Raw genomic sequence first — 15378 nt, forward strand, 5'->3', positions numbered from 1 at the left:
GAGGCGTGATGAAAACCCTGCTGGTGATACTGGACGGACTAAGCTATCCGGTGGCCTACGACGCCATGGGATATCTGCACGCTGAGTGCGCGGCGGGGCATGGATGCCTCTATCAACTGGACTGCGAGCTGCCGTCATTATCGCGACCGCTCTATGAGTGTATCCTTACCGGCGTGCCGCCGGTGGCGAGCGGCGTCGTGCATAATAACGTGGTGAGGCTTTCGCATCATCGCAGCATTTTTCATTTTGCCCGCGCCGCCGGCCTTACCACCGCGGCGGCGGCCTATTATTGGGTGAGCGAACTGTATAACCGCGCCCCCTTCGATGCCGTGCGCGATCGCCATACCGTCGCGCCGGAGGCGGCTATCCAGTACGGGCATTTTTATCATGCGGACCATTATCCCGACTCCCATCTGTTTGAAGATGCGGAAAGCCTGCGCCAGCGCCACCAACCGGATTTCCTGCTGCTTCATCCCATGAATATCGACGACGCGGGCCATCGCTTCGGCCTGTCGTCGCCGCAATACCGTAATATGGCCCGCACCGCGGACGGCCTGTTGTCGCAATATATGCCCGCGTGGCTGGCAGCCGGTTATCAGGTGATCGTCACGGCGGATCACGGCATGAACGACGATCGCAGCCATGGCGGCATCCTGCCCGAAGAGCGCCAGGTGCCGTTATTTGTGTTCGGCGCGGCTTTTAGCCAGGCGCCCGCCGCGCCGCGCCAGACGGAACTGTGCGGCACCCTTTGCAGCCTGCTGGGGGTTGAACACGATCGGCCGGCCTGCGCGGAGCTGTTGAAATGAAGGCCAAATGGCTGGCGGTATTGGTCATGCTGCCTTTTGCGCTGGTGTTCTGTGCTTTCCAAATCGCGCCGCTGGCGTGGATGGCGGTGCATAGCTTCAACAGCGACATCGAAGGCTGGGGGATGGATAACTATCGGCAAATCCTCGGCTCGCCGTTTTACCGGCAGGCGATCTACTTCTCCCTGCAAATCACCTTCTGGTCCAGCGTATTCGGGTTGCTGATCGCCCTGGTGGGCAGTTACTCGCTGCGCCAGCTCGGGGTGACGCGCCTGCGCACCGCCGTGATGTCCTTTACCAATATGACCAGCAATTTTACCGGCGTCCCGCTGGCGTTCGCTTTTGTCATCCTGCTCGGCACCAACGGCTGCGTTACGCTTATTCTGCGCCGTTATGGCTGGCTCGGGGACTTCAGCATCTATTCCAAAACCGGCCTGATGGTGCTGTACACCTACTTCCAGATCCCGCTCGGGGTGCTGTTGCTGTATCCGGCCTTTGACGGCCTGCGCGAGGACTGGCGCGAATCCGCCGCGTTGCTGGGCGCGGGCAAGGTGCGTTACTGGCGGCATATCGGCCTGCCGGTGCTGGCGCCGGCCCTGCTGGGCACCTTTGTTATCCTGTTGGCTAACGCCCTGGGCGCCTACGCCACGATTTTTGCCCTGACCAGCGGCAATTTCAACGTTATCCCAATCCGTATCGCCGCCCTGGTGGCGGGCGATCTGGAACTTGACCCGAATATGGCCAGCGCGCTGGGCATGTTCCTGGTACTGCTGATGGTGTTTATCACCCTGGTTCATCGCTGGGTGATGCGCAGGAGCTATACCCATGTACGATCCTGATAAGTTAGTTGGCGGCAAAACGGGAGGGGGTTGATGACGCGTGCTGAAAACATTTATCACCGCGCCGTGGTCGCGGTGCTGCTGTTTATCCTGCTGCTGCCTTTGGTGGCGACGCTGGTTTACGCTTTTTCCAGCCAGTGGGGGTCGACGGTGTTGCCGGAAGGGTTCACCTTAAAATGGATGGCCCAGCTCTGGCAGGATCCGCGTTTCCTGACGGCGCTGTGGCATTCGCTGCTGATTTGTTTCGGCGCGCTGGCCCTTGCCGTTGTACTGGTATTGCCATTAATGTTTGTGATTGCTTACTATTTTCCGCAGCTCGATGCCCTGATGAATATTCTGATCCTGCTGCCGTTCGCCGTGCCGCCGGTGGTGTCGTCGGTGGGCCTGCTGCAGCTGTATTCCGACGGTCCGCTGGCCATGACCGGCACGCCGTGGATTTTAATCGGCTGTTATTTCACCATCGCGCTGCCGTTTATCTATCGGGCGATCACCAACAATATGCAGGCCATCCACCTGCGTGATTTGATGGATGCCGCCCAATTGCTCGGCGCCAGTACCTGGCGGGCGGCGCTGCTGGTGGTGCTGCCCAACCTGCGCAAGGGCTGCATGATTGCCGTATTGCTGTCGTTCTCGTTCCTTATCGGCGAGTTTGTCTTTGCCAACCTGCTGGTGGGCAACCGTTTCGAGACGCTGCAGGTCTATCTTTATAATAGCCGCAACGGCAGCGGTCATTTCACCAGCGCCCTGGTGATCTCCTATTTCCTGGTGGTATTGCTGCTGACGCTAGTGGCGAATTCCGTGAATAAGGGCAAGGAATAATCATGTCTTATCTGGCGGTAAAACAGCTTAATAAACATTATGGTCCGACCCAGGTGTTCGAAAATATCGATTTCGATGCTGCGGAAGGCGAATTTGTTACCCTGCTCGGGCCGAGCGGCTGCGGCAAGTCTACCCTGTTGCGTTGCCTGGCGGGCCTGACGCCGGTGGACAGTGGGCAAATCTTGTTGCAAGGCGCGGATTTAGTGCCGTTATCGCCCCAGGACCGCGGTATCGGCATGGTATTCCAGAGCTATGCGTTGTTCCCGAATATGACGGTCACCGGCAACGTGGCCTTTGGCCTGAAAATGCAAAAGCTGGCGGCGACCGAGATCACGCGCCGCGTCAACGAGGTGCTGGAACTGGTGGAACTGCATGAGTTCGCCCACCGGTATCCGCATCAGCTCTCCGGCGGCCAATGCCAGCGGGTGGCCCTGGCGCGTTCGCTCGTCACCCGCCCCCGGCTGCTGCTGCTGGATGAGCCGCTATCGGCCCTGGATGCCCGCATCCGCAAGCATTTGCGCGACCAAATCCGGCGTATTCAGCAAGAACTGCGGCTGACCGCCATTTTTGTTACGCACGATCAGGAAGAAGCGCTGACCTTATCCGACCGCGTGGTGCTGATGAATAAAGGTAAAATCGTGCAAAACGGCAGCGCCGAAGCGCTTTATACCCAGCCGGTGGACGCCTTTGCCGCCGGGTTTATCGGCAGTTATAACCTGTTAAGCCCGGATCAGGCCGCGCTGTTGACCGGACGCGTCTGGCGTGGCCGGGTCGCCGTGCGGCCCGAGTCTATTATGCTGTTGCCGGCCGGGCAGGGCATTAATGCGCGCGTCGACGGCCATAGCCTGTTGGGTAATGTGATCCGTTATCGCGTGTCGGCGCAGGGGGTCGAACTGCTGGTGGATGTGTTGAACCGATCGGTGGCCGATCTGCACCCAAATGGCACGCCGGTTGGTCTACAGTTAGATATAACGACATTATGTGAGGTGGCATGAGCCTGGCGTTATTTGATTTGGATGACACACTGATTGATGGAGACTGCGCCAGCCTGTGGAGCCAGTACATGCTGACGCTGGGCTGGGCGCAACGCGACGGATTTGTGCAACGGGAACAGGCATTAATGCTACAGTACCGGCAGGGGACATTATCCATGGAAGAATATATGTCGTTTACCCTGGAGCCGCTGATCGGCCGTTCTACGGATGAAGTGGCGCAGTGCGTGGAGGCCTTTATCGACGAGGCGATCGTTCCCTGCATACGTGAGCCCGCCCGGCGCTGTATCGCCGAACATCAACGCCGCGGGGATCGGAACGTTATTATTTCGGCGTCCGGCGAACATTTGGTGACGCCGATTGCGCGCCGCTTCGGCGTCGCTGAAACCTTGTCGATACAACTTGAAGTTTATGACGATTCTTATACCGGTAAAACCTGTGGCGTATTAACTTATCGGGAGGGGAAAGTGTCCAGGCTGCTGGACCTGATCGAGGGCAAGGAGTCAATGTTGGCGCAGGCCAGCTTTTATTCCGACTCGTGTAATGACCTGCCGTTATTAAGTCAGGTGGGTTATCCTTATGCCGTTAATCCCGACGGTATCCTGCTTCGGCATGCACAACAGGCTGGATGGCCGGTTTTGCAATGGTAAACAGTGGGTCATCAAGGAGTTGTAAGAAGCGTGTTAACATTGTTGCATCTGCTTTCCGCGGTAGCGCTGCTGGTTTGGGGGACGCATATTGTCCGTACCGGGATCATGCGTGTCTACGGTGCCCGCCTGCGGCAGGTGCTGAGCAGAAGCGTAGAAAAAAAACCGATGGCGTTCATGGCGGGCATCGGCGTTACGGCGCTGGTCCAAAGCAGTAACGCCACGGCAATGCTGGTCACCTCGTTTGTCGCCCAGGGCCTGGTGGCGCTGACGCCGGCCCTGGTGATTATCCTGGGCGCCGATGTCGGTACCGCGCTGATGGCCCGGGTGCTGACGTTTGACTTATCCTGGCTCTCCCCCCTGCTGATCTTTATCGGCGTCTGCCTGTTCCTGAGCCGTAAGCAATCGCGCGTCGGCCAGATAGGCCGGGTGTGTATCGGCCTGGGCCTGATCCTGCTGGCGCTGGAGCTGATTGTCGCCGCCTCGACCCCCATTACCCAGGCCAACGGCGTCAAGGTGCTGTTCTCATCACTGACCGGCGATGTGGTGCTCGACGCCCTGCTCGGCGCGCTGTTCGCCATTATCAGCTACTCAAGCCTGGCGGCGGTGCTGCTGACCGCGACGCTGACCGCCACCGATGTGATTTCCTTTAAGGTGGCCCTGTGCCTGGTTATCGGCGCCAACCTGGGCAGCGGCATCCTGGCGATGATCAACGCCAGCGGGCAAAACGCGGAAGGCAAACGCGTGGCGCTGGGCAGCCTGCTGTTCAAGCTGGTGGGCGGCCTGGTGGTATTGCCGGCCATCTCATTCCTGGCCGGCCTGCTTGGGCGCCTGCCGGTCAGCGCCTCGGAGCTGGTGATCTATTTCCATGTTTTTTATAACCTGATTCGCTGCCTGCTCCTGGTGCCGTTCGCCGGGCCGATGGCGCGCTTATGTACACAATGGATCGGCGATACGGCGGTCGGCGACGTGGGCGTGCGCCCGCGTCATCTGGATACCAGCGCCCTGGATACGCCCGCGCTGGCGCTGGCCAATGCCTCGCGGGAAACACTGCGCATGGGCGATGTGGTGGAAAGCATGCTGCTGCTGCTTCGTGAAGTGCTGCACGGCCAGCCGAATAAAGACCGGGAAATACGCCGGCTGGATGATGATGTCGACGTGCTGTACACCGCCATCAAACTCTATCTGGCCCAGATGCCGAAAGAGGATCTGGAGGAAGCGGATTCCCGCCGCTGGGCCGAGATTATCGAAATGGCGCTCAACCTGGAACAGGCCGGGGATATTATCGAGCGCATGGCCGGGGATGTGGCCGCCAAGTCTCTGGCCACGCGCCGGGCCTTTTCCACCGAGGGGCTGCAGGAGCTTGATACGCTGCACGAACAGCTGATGTCCAACCTGCGCCTGAGCCTGTCGGTGTTCCTGACCGGCGATATCACCAGCGCGCGGCGCCTGCGCCGCGCCAAACATCGGTTTCGCATTACCGACCGGCGCTATGCCCATGCCCATGTGGATCGCCTCCACCAGCAAAATGTGCAGAGCCTGGAAACCAGTTCGCTGCACCTTGGGCTGCTCGGGGATATGAAGCGGATGAACTCCCTATTCTGTTCGGTGGCCTATAACGCGTTGGAACTCAATGAAGAGGACGAGACGGAAGAGAATGAGGAGCGGCGCGACAAAGCATCCACCCCGCTCTAAAGGCCCGTCATCCCTGGTTGGTCCGGGCGCCCACGCGCCCGTGCGGGGATAACGTCAACCAAACAGGTTGTGGTGCAGGGTCTTGACCACTTGTTCCGCGTCCTGTCCCGGCACCAGCAGGCACAGGTTATGGCTGCTGGCGCCATAGCAGATCAGCCGGATATTAAACGGGTCCAGTACGCCAAATACATCTTTACCCACCCCGCAGGCCTGGGAGAGCTTATTGCCGATCAGGGCGATCAGCGCCAGGTTCTCTTCAACCTCCACCCGGCACAGGGATGAGAGTTCCGTCAGCAGGGACGTGGTCAACAGGCTGGCGCTGGACGAAGTCGATCCCGTGGTGTCCATGGTCAGCGCCACGCTCACCTCGGACGTGGTAATCAAATCCACGGAAATATAATGGCGCGCCAGGATATTGAACACTTCGGCCAGGAATCCGCGCGCCTGCAGCATATTCAGACTGTGCAGGGTCAGCAGCGTTTGCCGGCGGCGCAGGGCAATGGCGCGGAACAACGGTGGATTGGGCGTTTTATTGCACACCAGGGTGCCGCCGGCATGCGGGTCCTTACTGGACCCGACGAAAACCGGAATATCGCTGCGCACCGCCGGCAACAAGGTGGCCGGATGCAGGATTTTGGCGCCGAAGGTGGCCATTTCCGCCGCCTCCTCGAAACTGATTTCATCAATGCGCTTGGCCTCGGGCACGACGCGCGGGTCGGTGGTATAGATACCGGGCACATCGGTCCAGATGTCGATGCGCTGGGCCTGCAGCGCTTCGCCCAGCAGGGCGGCGGTATAATCGCTGCCGCCCCGTCCCAACGTGGTGGTGCGCCCTTTGGCCTCACTGCCGATAAAGCCCTGCGTAATGATCAGCGCCGCGTCGATGCGCGGCAGCAGCAGGCTTTGGGTTAATTCCTTCAGGACGGCGATCTCCGGCTCGGCATGGCCGAAACGGTCATTGGTACGCATCACCTTGCGAATATCGAACCATTGGGCCTGCGCCTGGCGCTGGCGCAGCACCTCAACGAACAGCAGCGTCGACATCAGTTCGCCGTGGCTGACCAGCTCATCGGTCAGGGCATGGGATGTGGCGAGGCCCGCCGCCTCGGACAGCATGGCGATATTATCGAGCATGCGGTCAATTTCCTCGCGAATCACCCGCGAATCGGCCAGCCGGTCGATAATGGCATACTGGATGCGGCGGATTTCATCCAGATGAAAGGCGCGGCGCTCGGGTTCTTTGCCTTCAGCCAGCGCCACCAGCAAATTGGTGACGCCCGCCGAGGCGGACAACACCACCAGACGGACGGCGGCATTGGACAGCACGATATCCGCGCTGCGGTTCATCGCGTCGTAATCGGCGACGCTGGTGCCGCCGAACTTCGCCACGATAGGGGACTGTATTGATTCTGCCATGCTATTAATGCCTCTAATGCCTCGTGTCAGGATGCCATCCTTGATGACAACATATTAAGCTTTTGGCACGAGTCAGGGGCGGGAAACAGGGAGCAGGCGTAGAAGACTACGGTACACCCAGAAGCGCCCCACCGTGCCTATCGCCAATGGCGAAAATGCCGGTGACAACCCATGGGATTCAGCCCATGCGGCCGGTAACGCCGGCCCGTTTGCCGTACGCTGCCTCGGCGTCGCTCCCCCTTGGGTTTCATCAGCGGAAAACGGATCCTCCGAAACCTTGCCTGGGCGACGCGCCTCTTCTGGTTCACGCAACGGGTGCGCTACTAGGACCTTACAAATAGCGGGTAATTACCCCGGTGTCAACGGGCAGCGCATGATGCAAACGCATTTATCCTGAAAAGAGGGCAATCGCAAGAAAAGGGGTCGCAACTCGTGAGCTACGCGATACAATCATTGTCATCACGTCTTTTTATTCTCAATAAGAGCGTTGCCTATGAAAAACATAAACCCTAGCCACACCGCGGCCTGGAAAGCGCTGCAGCAGCATTTTGAACACATGAAGGATGTTACCATCAGCGAACTGTTCGCCAGGGACAACTCCCGTTTCGACACCTTCTCCGCCACCTTTGACGACCAGATGCTGGTCGATTATTCCAAAAATCGCATTACCCATGAAACGCTGGAAAAATTGCAGGCCCTGGCCCGGGAGTGCGATCTCGACGGGGCTATCAAGTCGATGTTCTCCGGTGAAAAGATCAACCGCACCGAAGATCGCGCGGTGTTGCACGTGGCCCTGCGTAACCGCAGCAACACGCCGATCCTGGTGGACGGCAAAGACGTAATGCCGGATGTGAACGCGGTATTGGCCAAGATCAAGCAATTCTGCCACCGGGTCATCGGCGGTGAATGGAAAGGCTATACCGGCAAAGCGATCACCGACGTGGTGAATATCGGTATCGGCGGCTCGGATCTCGGGCCTTATATGGCGACCGAAGCGCTGCGCCCGTTTAAAAACCACCTGACCATGCACTTCGTATCCAATGTCGACGGCACCCATATCGCCGAAACGGTCAAGCACCTCGACCCGGCCACCACCCTGTTCCTGGTGGCGTCGAAAACCTTTACCACCCAGGAAACCATGACCAACGCCCACAGCGCGCGCGATTGGTTCCTGCAGACCGCCGGCGATGAAAAACACGTCGCCAGGCACTTTGCCGCCCTGTCCACCAATGCCAAGGCCGTGGGTGAATTCGGCATCGATACCGACAATATGTTTGAGTTCTGGGACTGGGTCGGCGGCCGTTATTCCCTGTGGTCGGCCATCGGCCTATCCATTGCCTTGTCCGTGGGTTTTGACAATTTTGAACAGCTGCTTAGCGGCGCCCATGCCATGGATCGTCATTTCCGGGACACCCCGGCGGAACAAAACCTGCCGGTGCTGCTGGCCTTGATCGGCATTTGGTATAACAATTTCTACGGCATGGAAACAGAAGCCATCCTGCCCTACGATCAGTATATGCACCGTTTCCCCGCGTATTTCCAGCAGGGTAATATGGAGTCCAACGGCAAGTACGTGGATCGCAACGGCCATCCGGTGGATTACCAAACCGGCCCGATTATTTGGGGTGAACCGGGCACCAACGGCCAGCATGCCTTTTACCAGCTGATTCACCAGGGCACCAAAGTGGTCCCCTGCGATTTTATCGCCCCGGCGATAAGCCATAATCCGCTCAGCGATCATCACGCCAAGCTGCTGTCGAACTTCTTTGCGCAAACCGAGGCCCTGGCGTTTGGTAAATCTTTGCAGGTGGTCGAGGACGAATTCGCGGCGGCGGGTAAAACCCCGGATCAGGTCGGGCACGTGGCGCCTTTCAAAGTCTTCGCCGGCAATCGGCCGACCAATTCCATACTGCTCAGGGAAATCACCCCTTACAGCCTGGGCGCGCTGATTGCGCTGTATGAACATAAAATCTTCACCCAGGGCGTTATCCTGAACATCTACACCTTTGACCAATGGGGCGTGGAACTGGGTAAACAGCTGGCGAACCGGATCCTGCCGGAACTGGCGGCCGATGACCGGGTCACCAGCCATGACAGCTCCACCAATGGCCTGATTAACCGCTTTAAAAACTGGCGCGGCTGATACGCGCCGAAGGCCTTGCAGGACGGCCAGGGAACGGCCGCCGGGAGGCCGTCATACCCGGCGGTTGCACTGCTTGCGCCGGGTGTTGCAGAAAACAGCCGTGGTGTTAACTGTTTGTTACTTGGCGGCTTTTTGGCACTCTTTAAGGATTTTCCTAAAAACTAGCCGCGCCTGTTTTCAGAATAAGGCGCATCGTTGCGGGCAGGGAATATAAAAACCGGCTCTAAGGCCTTATTTTAAAACACGCAGACGGCTTATATACTTTTGGGCGTATAAGCCTCCTTATTGAGGTACTGACAGCGGAATTATCTGATTTTGCCCCTTGGCGTGAACTTCTCATTCACCGAAAAATTGTGCCCTAAATCGCATTACTGGTGATTAATTTTGCTTTTATGCAACAAAAGAGGGCATTTCACTACTTTGCCGCGTACCAATGCGGTGTCGCGCATTTTTTCGGCTAAATCAGGGATGATGAATGCAAGATATATTTTATTGCATTATATTCCTTTATGATGCTTATATAAGGCAAATCATCATTTCATTGCTTTATAGTCATCATCCTCATGAATCAAAGGTAATAAATATGAATAAACTGTTTAGTGTAGTAATGGCTGCAATGTTGATGGCTAGTGGTTCTTATGCGTTAGCTGCCACGCCGGGTAACAGTAGCGGTAACACCGAGACTGCTTCTGGTCTGAGCGCCGGGGCTGCCACGGCAGTCGGCGTTGGTGCGGTCGCACTGTTAGCTGGAGTGGCCTTAATCGGCGCTCATAATGACGATAACGGTGACGGTAATGGCAATACCGGTACCGGCACCACCACCTCAACGGTGCAGTAATAATAACTATTCGATAACCACACGCAAGTGTGGTTATTTTTTGGTCTCCTTTCGTTTGGGATAAACGACGTGCGCTATTTATTTATGGTGGTGGTGTGCTTTCTGGTGGCCGCTTGCAGTCAGTCGCAACAAGGTATCGGTGAAACATTCAAACTGGCGCTGTTCGGCACGCCGGACGTTGAATTAACACCGGAGCAGGTCCATGACATTCCCTACGCCAGTATTTACGCGCGCATCAATGACGGCGCGCAGATCTTCATGGTCTTGGCTTATGCCGAAAACGGCGATTTAAAATGGGTTTCGCGCGATAAAGCCATGCTGGTGACCCGCAATGGCCGCCTGATCAAAACCCTTGGCCTGCCCGATAATCTCCTCGAAGTCACCAACCTGGCCTCCGATCCGCTGGCCCACGCTCAAAGGATTACCGACGGCACTGAATGGACCCGCATCCAGTCCTGGACGGAAGATAAACAACTACGTTCGGCAACCCTGACCTCCCGTTTCACCCTGGCGGGCACCGAGACTATTACCGTATTGAATGCGCCGCACGCCTACCGCGTCATCAATGAGGATGTTACGGTGGCCGAGCTCAACACGCATTATCAAAACCGCTTTTGGATCGAACCAGGCACCGGCGCCGTGCGCAAAGCCCAACAATATGTCGGGCCGGGTAATTTCCCGATTGAAACCATCACTTTAAATCCTTATAAGCCATGAAAAAACAACTCTTACTCGTAGTGAGTTTATGTGCTGGTTTTATTGCCTCCGCTGCAGCCGACAGTCGTGTGGCGGTTTATTCCCCAGGTCAATCGCAGCCCGTGGTCCTGACGGGGATTAATACCCTCCAGCAGCTGACCCTGGATCCGAAACTGGCCGGGCGTACCTGGTGGCCCGGCACCGTTATCGCGGAAAACCTGGCCACCGCCGTCCAGCAGGAGCAACAGCGGCAATTGCTGGCGCGCCTGAGCGCCCTGAGCGCCGATTTCCGCCAGGACAACGACTTGGATCTGGCCGATGCCGTTGATCGGGTGCGCGGCCAGATCGCCGCCCTGAAGGTGACCGGGCGTCAGTTCGTCTCGCTGGACGCGGACGTGATTCGCCTGCAGACCGGCGCCAACCGCAGGCTCGTGGGCGACTACAGCCTGTATACGCTGGCTAAGCCGACCAGCGTTTATGTGTTCGGCGCGGTGACGCCCACCGGTTCACAGCCGTTTCAGGTGGGTCGCGACGCGGATGATTATCTGCAGACCCACCAGCGCCTGAGCGGAGCCGAAAGAAGTTATGCCTGGATAATCCTGCCGGATGGGCAGGCCAAATCGGTGCCGGTGGCCTACTGGAACCGGCGCCACAATGAAGTGGCGCCGGGCAGTGCGATTTACGTGGGTTTTTCCTCGTGGTCATTGCCGCGGGCCTATCAGGACGTAAACGAAAAAATTGTTTCCTTGCTGACACACCGGATCCCTGACTGATGAAAACACAATATCTATTAAGTCTCATCGCGCTGTCAGTGGCCTCCGCTTGCCAGGCGGCCTCCTATACCGAGCCGCTGGGGCCATCGCAGATGGATATGGGCGGCGCCGGGTTAATGCAAACCCCCTCCGGACGCATGGCGAAAGACGGTGAATTCAGCCTGAACTACCGGGATAACGATCAGTACCGCTTTTATTCCATCAACGTGCAGCTGTTCCCCTGGCTTGAAAGTACTATCCGCTATACCGACGTCCGTACCCGGCAATACAGCGCCAATGAAAACTTCAGCGGCGATCAAACCTATAAAGATAAGGGTATCGATCTTAAATTGCGGTTATGGGAAGAGGGGTACTGGCTGCCCGAGACCTCGGTGGGTATCCGCGATTTTGGCGGTTCCGGCCTGTTTGACAGCGAGTTTATCGCCGCCAGCAAAGCCTGGGGTCCCCTGGACTTCACCCTGGGGCTTGGCTGGGGCTACCTGGGCAACAGCGGCAATGTGAAAAACCCGTTCTGCGAAGTTTCCGATGGCTACTGTACCCGCAATAATGCCCACCGCAGCGCCGGTTCATTTAACACCGGCGACTTCTTCCATGGCCCGGCCTCGCTGTTTGGCGGCGTGGAATACCAAACGCCGTGGCAGCCGCTGCGCTTTAAGCTGGAATATGAAGGCAACGATTACGAAGGGGATTTTGCCGGCCGGCTGAAGCAGGACTCGCCGGTCAACGTCGGCGCCATATACCGGCTTGGCAAATGGACGGATCTTAACCTGAGCTATGAACGCGGCAATACCGTGATGTTCGGCGTAACATTTCGCACCAACTTTAACGACCTGACCCAGCAGCATCGCGACAGCGAAAAACCGGCTTATGCGCCGCAGCCGCAGACCGACATGCTCCAGCATCAGGTGGTGGCGCAGCAGCTGACCGATATGGACAGCAACGCCGGTTTTGCCGGCCCGCATATCCAGGTCAAAGATCGCACCCTGTATATGACCGGCGAGCAGTATAAGTACCGGGATAATGCAGAGGGTGTCGATCGCGCCAATCGGATCCTGGTCAATAACCTGCCGGCGAATATTGATACGCTGAAGGTGACCCAGACCCGGCAAAACCTGCCGCTGGTGACCACGGAAACCGACGTGAAGAGTTTGCAGGACACGCTGGCGGGCTACCCCCTGGGGCATGAGCAGCCGCTCAAGCAGCGCCGCACCGAGCCGGATGTGCCGAAAAACGCCGAACAGGGTTACTATATCGAACGGGACCGCCTGCAGCTTGGCTGGGCGCCGGTGCTTAACCAATCGTTCGGCGGGCCTGAATCGTTTTATATGTATCAAATCGGCGTCGAAGGCTCGGCCAATTATTGGCTGACCGACCACTGGGTGACTTCCGGTACCCTATTCGGCAATATCATCAATAACTATGACCGGTTTAAGTTCACCGCGCCGCCGAGCGACTCGCATTTGCCGCGCGTCCGTACCCGGATTCGGGAATATGTGCAGAACGATGTTTATATCAGCAACCTGCAAACCACCTATATGGATCGCCTGGGCGACGGCTGGTACGGCCAGCTCTACGGCGGCTACCTGGAAATGATGTACGGCGGCGTCGGCGGTGAAGTACTGTACCGCCCGCTGGACAAGAACTGGGCGGTGGGTCTTGACGGTAACTACGTCAAGCAGCGCGACTGGGACAATATGATGCAGTTCGCCGACTATACCGTGGCGACCGGCAACCTGACCGGCTACTGGCAGCCCGGCTTTTTGGACGGCGTACTGGTTAAAGCCAGCGTCGGACGATACCTGGCCAAGGATAAGGGCGTCACCTTCGATGTCTCGCGCCGCTTTGACAGCGGGATCACCGCCGGCGCCTTTGCCACCTTTACCAATGTCTCCAAAGAGGACTATGGCGAAGGGTCGTTTACCAAAGGATTCTACCTCTCGATTCCGCTGGATCTGCTGACGCCGACGCCGAACCGCAGCCGGGCGCAGCTGAACTGGATACCGCTGACGCGTGACGGCGGCCAGATGGTCGGCCGGAAATACTATCTGTACGGTCTAACCGAAGAACGTTCGCCGGCGCTGGAATAGCGGCGGGCAGATCTGATTTTAACGGCCTCCCTGCGGAGGCCTTTTTTTTGCCGCCGGCGCCTTAGCGCCCGGCGACCGGTATATTGCCGCCTGAAGAAACGCATTCTTCCCGCATCGGCAGGTTAATAAAATGGCGTTCTGAGCTACAATATCGGAGCTGACCACCTGAAACCATGGGGAACAGGATGACGGACGATCCCTCTATCGCCTTATTGGCATCCATTACCTGGCTGACTGACCAGGATCCGCCGCCATCGCCCGCCCTGGCGGACTGGTTGATGGAACAAGGGTCGATGACCCGGCGCCTCGAGCGCCATTGCCGGCGGGTTACCATCCGCCGCGGCCGCGAAGGTTATTTCCCGGCCCAGGCGCTGGGAGACGATATCGCTCTGTTGCCGCCAAGCGATCGCTACTGGCTGCGCGAAATCGTCTTATGCGGCGATGAACGGCCCTGGCTGGCCGGCCGCACCCTGGTGCCCGAAAACGCCATGAACGGAGCGGAGTGGGCGCTCACCACGCTGGGAGATATCCCCCTGGGCCGCTGGCTGTTCCGCGGCCGGGCGCCGGAGCGGGACTTTATCCAGCTGGGCCGCGCTGACGGCCTGTGGGCGCGGCGCTCCTGCCTGCGGCCGGACGGTAAGCCGTTATTGCTGACCGAACTGTTTTTACCCCAAGCCCCGCTGTATTGTTAAGCGCCGTGCGAGAATGATGAAGTAAAGGAGAAATAAGTGGAACAAAGCGCCACGATGGGCAAATGGCAGGCCTGGTGCCGCCTGATGCGCATTGATAAACCCATTGGTTCTCTGTTATTGCTTTGGCCGACCCTGTGGGCTTTATGGCTGGCGGGAAGCGGCACGCCCGCTTTCGGCACGCTGGTGGTATTTGTCCTCGGGGTGTTTTTCATGCGCGCCGCGGGGTGTGTCGTCAATGATTATGCCGATCGCAAGATAGACGGCCACGTCAAGCGTACGGCATCCCGCCCTTTGCCCAGCGGTCTTATCAGCGAAAAAGAAGCCAAGATCATCTTTGTGGTCCTGGTGGGGGTGTCGTTTGGGCTGGTGCTGACGCTTAATACCATGACCATTGCGCTATCGGTGGCGGGACTGGCGCTGGCCTGGGCGTACCCCTTTATGAAGCGGGTAACCCATCTGCCGCAACTGGTGCTGGGCGCGGCGTTCGGCTGGTCGATACCGATGGGCTACGCGGCGGTCAGTGAGTCCTTACCTCTTTCCTGCTGGCTGCTGTTTGCCGCCAATATCCTCTGGACGGTGGCGTACGATACGCAGTACGCCATGGTGGATCGCGATGACGATATCCGTATCGGCGTCAAATCCACCGCCATCCTTTTTGGGCGCCATGACAAACTGATTATCGGCCTGCTGCAAGCGGCGACGCTGCTGTTGCTGGTCTGGCTGGGAATACGGTCTGCGCTGGGGGTGATGTTCTATACGTCCCTGGCGCTGGCGGGGGCGTTATTTGTCTATCAGCAAAAACTGATCGCGCGGCGGGAACGGGATGCCTGTTTTAAAGCTTTTTTAAACAATAACCTGGTGGGCATGCTGATTTTTATCGGTATTGCCCTGAGTTTTTTCGGCCAGGGCCGTTTATAGCAGCGCGGTAAAGACGGGCG

At 58.0% G+C, this 15378-nt stretch carries 14 protein-coding genes and 1 riboswitch; of the genes, 13 read left to right on the forward strand and 1 reads right to left on the reverse strand.

Annotated features, from left to right (window positions below; genetic code table 11):
* The first annotated feature begins 8 nt into the window (after positions 1-8).
* The 6 genes from ACL2XQ_RS00300 to ACL2XQ_RS00325 are packed head-to-tail and all read left to right on the forward strand — an operon-like array spanning position 9 to position 5795.
* Positions 9-806 carry an alkaline phosphatase family protein gene (locus ACL2XQ_RS00300; protein ID WP_410012639.1) on the forward strand — a complete coding sequence of 266 codons (798 nt, stop codon included), beginning with the start codon at positions 9-11 and terminating at the stop codon, positions 804-806.
* Positions 803-1642: an ABC transporter permease gene (locus tag ACL2XQ_RS00305; protein ID WP_410012638.1), complete on the forward strand. Its 840-nt coding sequence runs from the start codon at positions 803-805 to the stop codon at positions 1640-1642. The genes ACL2XQ_RS00300 and ACL2XQ_RS00305 overlap by 4 nt, the downstream gene beginning before the upstream one ends.
* A 33-nt stretch (positions 1643-1675) precedes the next feature.
* Positions 1676-2461, forward strand: coding sequence for an ABC transporter permease (locus ACL2XQ_RS00310; protein WP_410012637.1), 786 nt, complete (start codon positions 1676-1678; stop codon positions 2459-2461).
* Between the two features lie 2 nt (positions 2462-2463).
* Positions 2464-3456 carry an ABC transporter ATP-binding protein gene (locus tag ACL2XQ_RS00315; protein WP_413739916.1) on the forward strand — a complete coding sequence of 331 codons (993 nt, stop codon included), beginning with the start codon at positions 2464-2466 and terminating at the stop codon, positions 3454-3456.
* Positions 3453-4103, forward strand: a complete 651-nt coding sequence (locus ACL2XQ_RS00320) for an HAD family hydrolase (protein WP_410012635.1) — start codon at positions 3453-3455, stop codon at positions 4101-4103. The genes ACL2XQ_RS00315 and ACL2XQ_RS00320 overlap by 4 nt, the downstream gene beginning before the upstream one ends.
* 30 nt (positions 4104-4133) lie before the next feature.
* The gene (locus ACL2XQ_RS00325) at positions 4134-5795 is read left to right on the forward strand and encodes a Na/Pi cotransporter family protein (RefSeq protein ID WP_413739917.1); all 1662 of its coding nucleotides are present in this window, start codon (positions 4134-4136) and stop codon (positions 5793-5795) included.
* A 54-nt stretch (positions 5796-5849) separates the two neighbouring features.
* Here ACL2XQ_RS00325 and lysC read toward each other — a convergent pair whose 3' ends face one another.
* Positions 5850-7211 carry a lysine-sensitive aspartokinase 3 gene (lysC, locus tag ACL2XQ_RS00330; protein ID WP_413729090.1) on the reverse strand — a complete coding sequence of 454 codons (1362 nt, stop codon included), beginning with the start codon at positions 7209-7211 and terminating at the stop codon, positions 5850-5852.
* 113 nt (positions 7212-7324) lie between these two features.
* A riboswitch (Lysine riboswitch) is annotated at positions 7325-7518 on the reverse strand.
* A gap of 186 nt (positions 7519-7704) precedes the next feature.
* Here lysC and pgi point away from each other — a divergent pair.
* From pgi to ubiA, 7 genes are all read left to right on the forward strand, one after another.
* Complete coding sequence (gene pgi, locus ACL2XQ_RS00335; protein ID WP_410012632.1) at positions 7705-9354, forward strand: glucose-6-phosphate isomerase; 1650 nt, start codon at positions 7705-7707, stop codon at positions 9352-9354.
* 475 nt (positions 9355-9829) lie between these two features.
* Positions 9830-10192 (forward strand): exopolysaccharide production protein YjbE, encoded by a 363-nt coding sequence (yjbE, locus tag ACL2XQ_RS00340; RefSeq protein WP_410012631.1) that lies wholly within the window; start codon positions 9830-9832, stop codon positions 10190-10192.
* Positions 10193-10261: 69 nt separating this feature from the next.
* Positions 10262-10909 (forward strand): YjbF family lipoprotein, encoded by a 648-nt coding sequence (locus tag ACL2XQ_RS00345; RefSeq protein WP_410012630.1) that lies wholly within the window; start codon positions 10262-10264, stop codon positions 10907-10909.
* Between the two features lie 68 nt (positions 10910-10977).
* Entirely contained in the window at positions 10978-11661 is a 684-nt protein-coding gene (locus tag ACL2XQ_RS00350) for a capsule biosynthesis GfcC family protein (protein WP_413739918.1), read from the forward strand.
* Positions 11661-13748 carry a YjbH domain-containing protein gene (locus ACL2XQ_RS00355; protein ID WP_413739919.1) on the forward strand — a complete coding sequence of 696 codons (2088 nt, stop codon included), beginning with the start codon at positions 11661-11663 and terminating at the stop codon, positions 13746-13748. Before ACL2XQ_RS00350 ends, ACL2XQ_RS00355 begins: the two co-directional genes overlap by 1 nt.
* Before the next feature lie 185 nt (positions 13749-13933).
* A complete protein-coding gene (gene ubiC / locus ACL2XQ_RS00360) occupies positions 13934-14440 on the forward strand; it encodes a chorismate lyase (protein WP_413727379.1) in 507 nt (168 codons plus the stop codon).
* A gap of 54 nt (positions 14441-14494) precedes the next feature.
* On the forward strand, positions 14495-15358 hold the full coding sequence (gene ubiA / locus ACL2XQ_RS00365) for a 4-hydroxybenzoate octaprenyltransferase (RefSeq protein WP_410016660.1): 864 nt from the start codon (positions 14495-14497) through the stop codon (positions 15356-15358).
* Positions 15359-15378: the final 20 nt, after the last annotated feature.

The organism is Sodalis sp. RH14 (assembly GCF_047324285.1).
Lineage (GTDB): Bacteria > Pseudomonadota > Gammaproteobacteria > Enterobacterales > Enterobacteriaceae > Acerihabitans.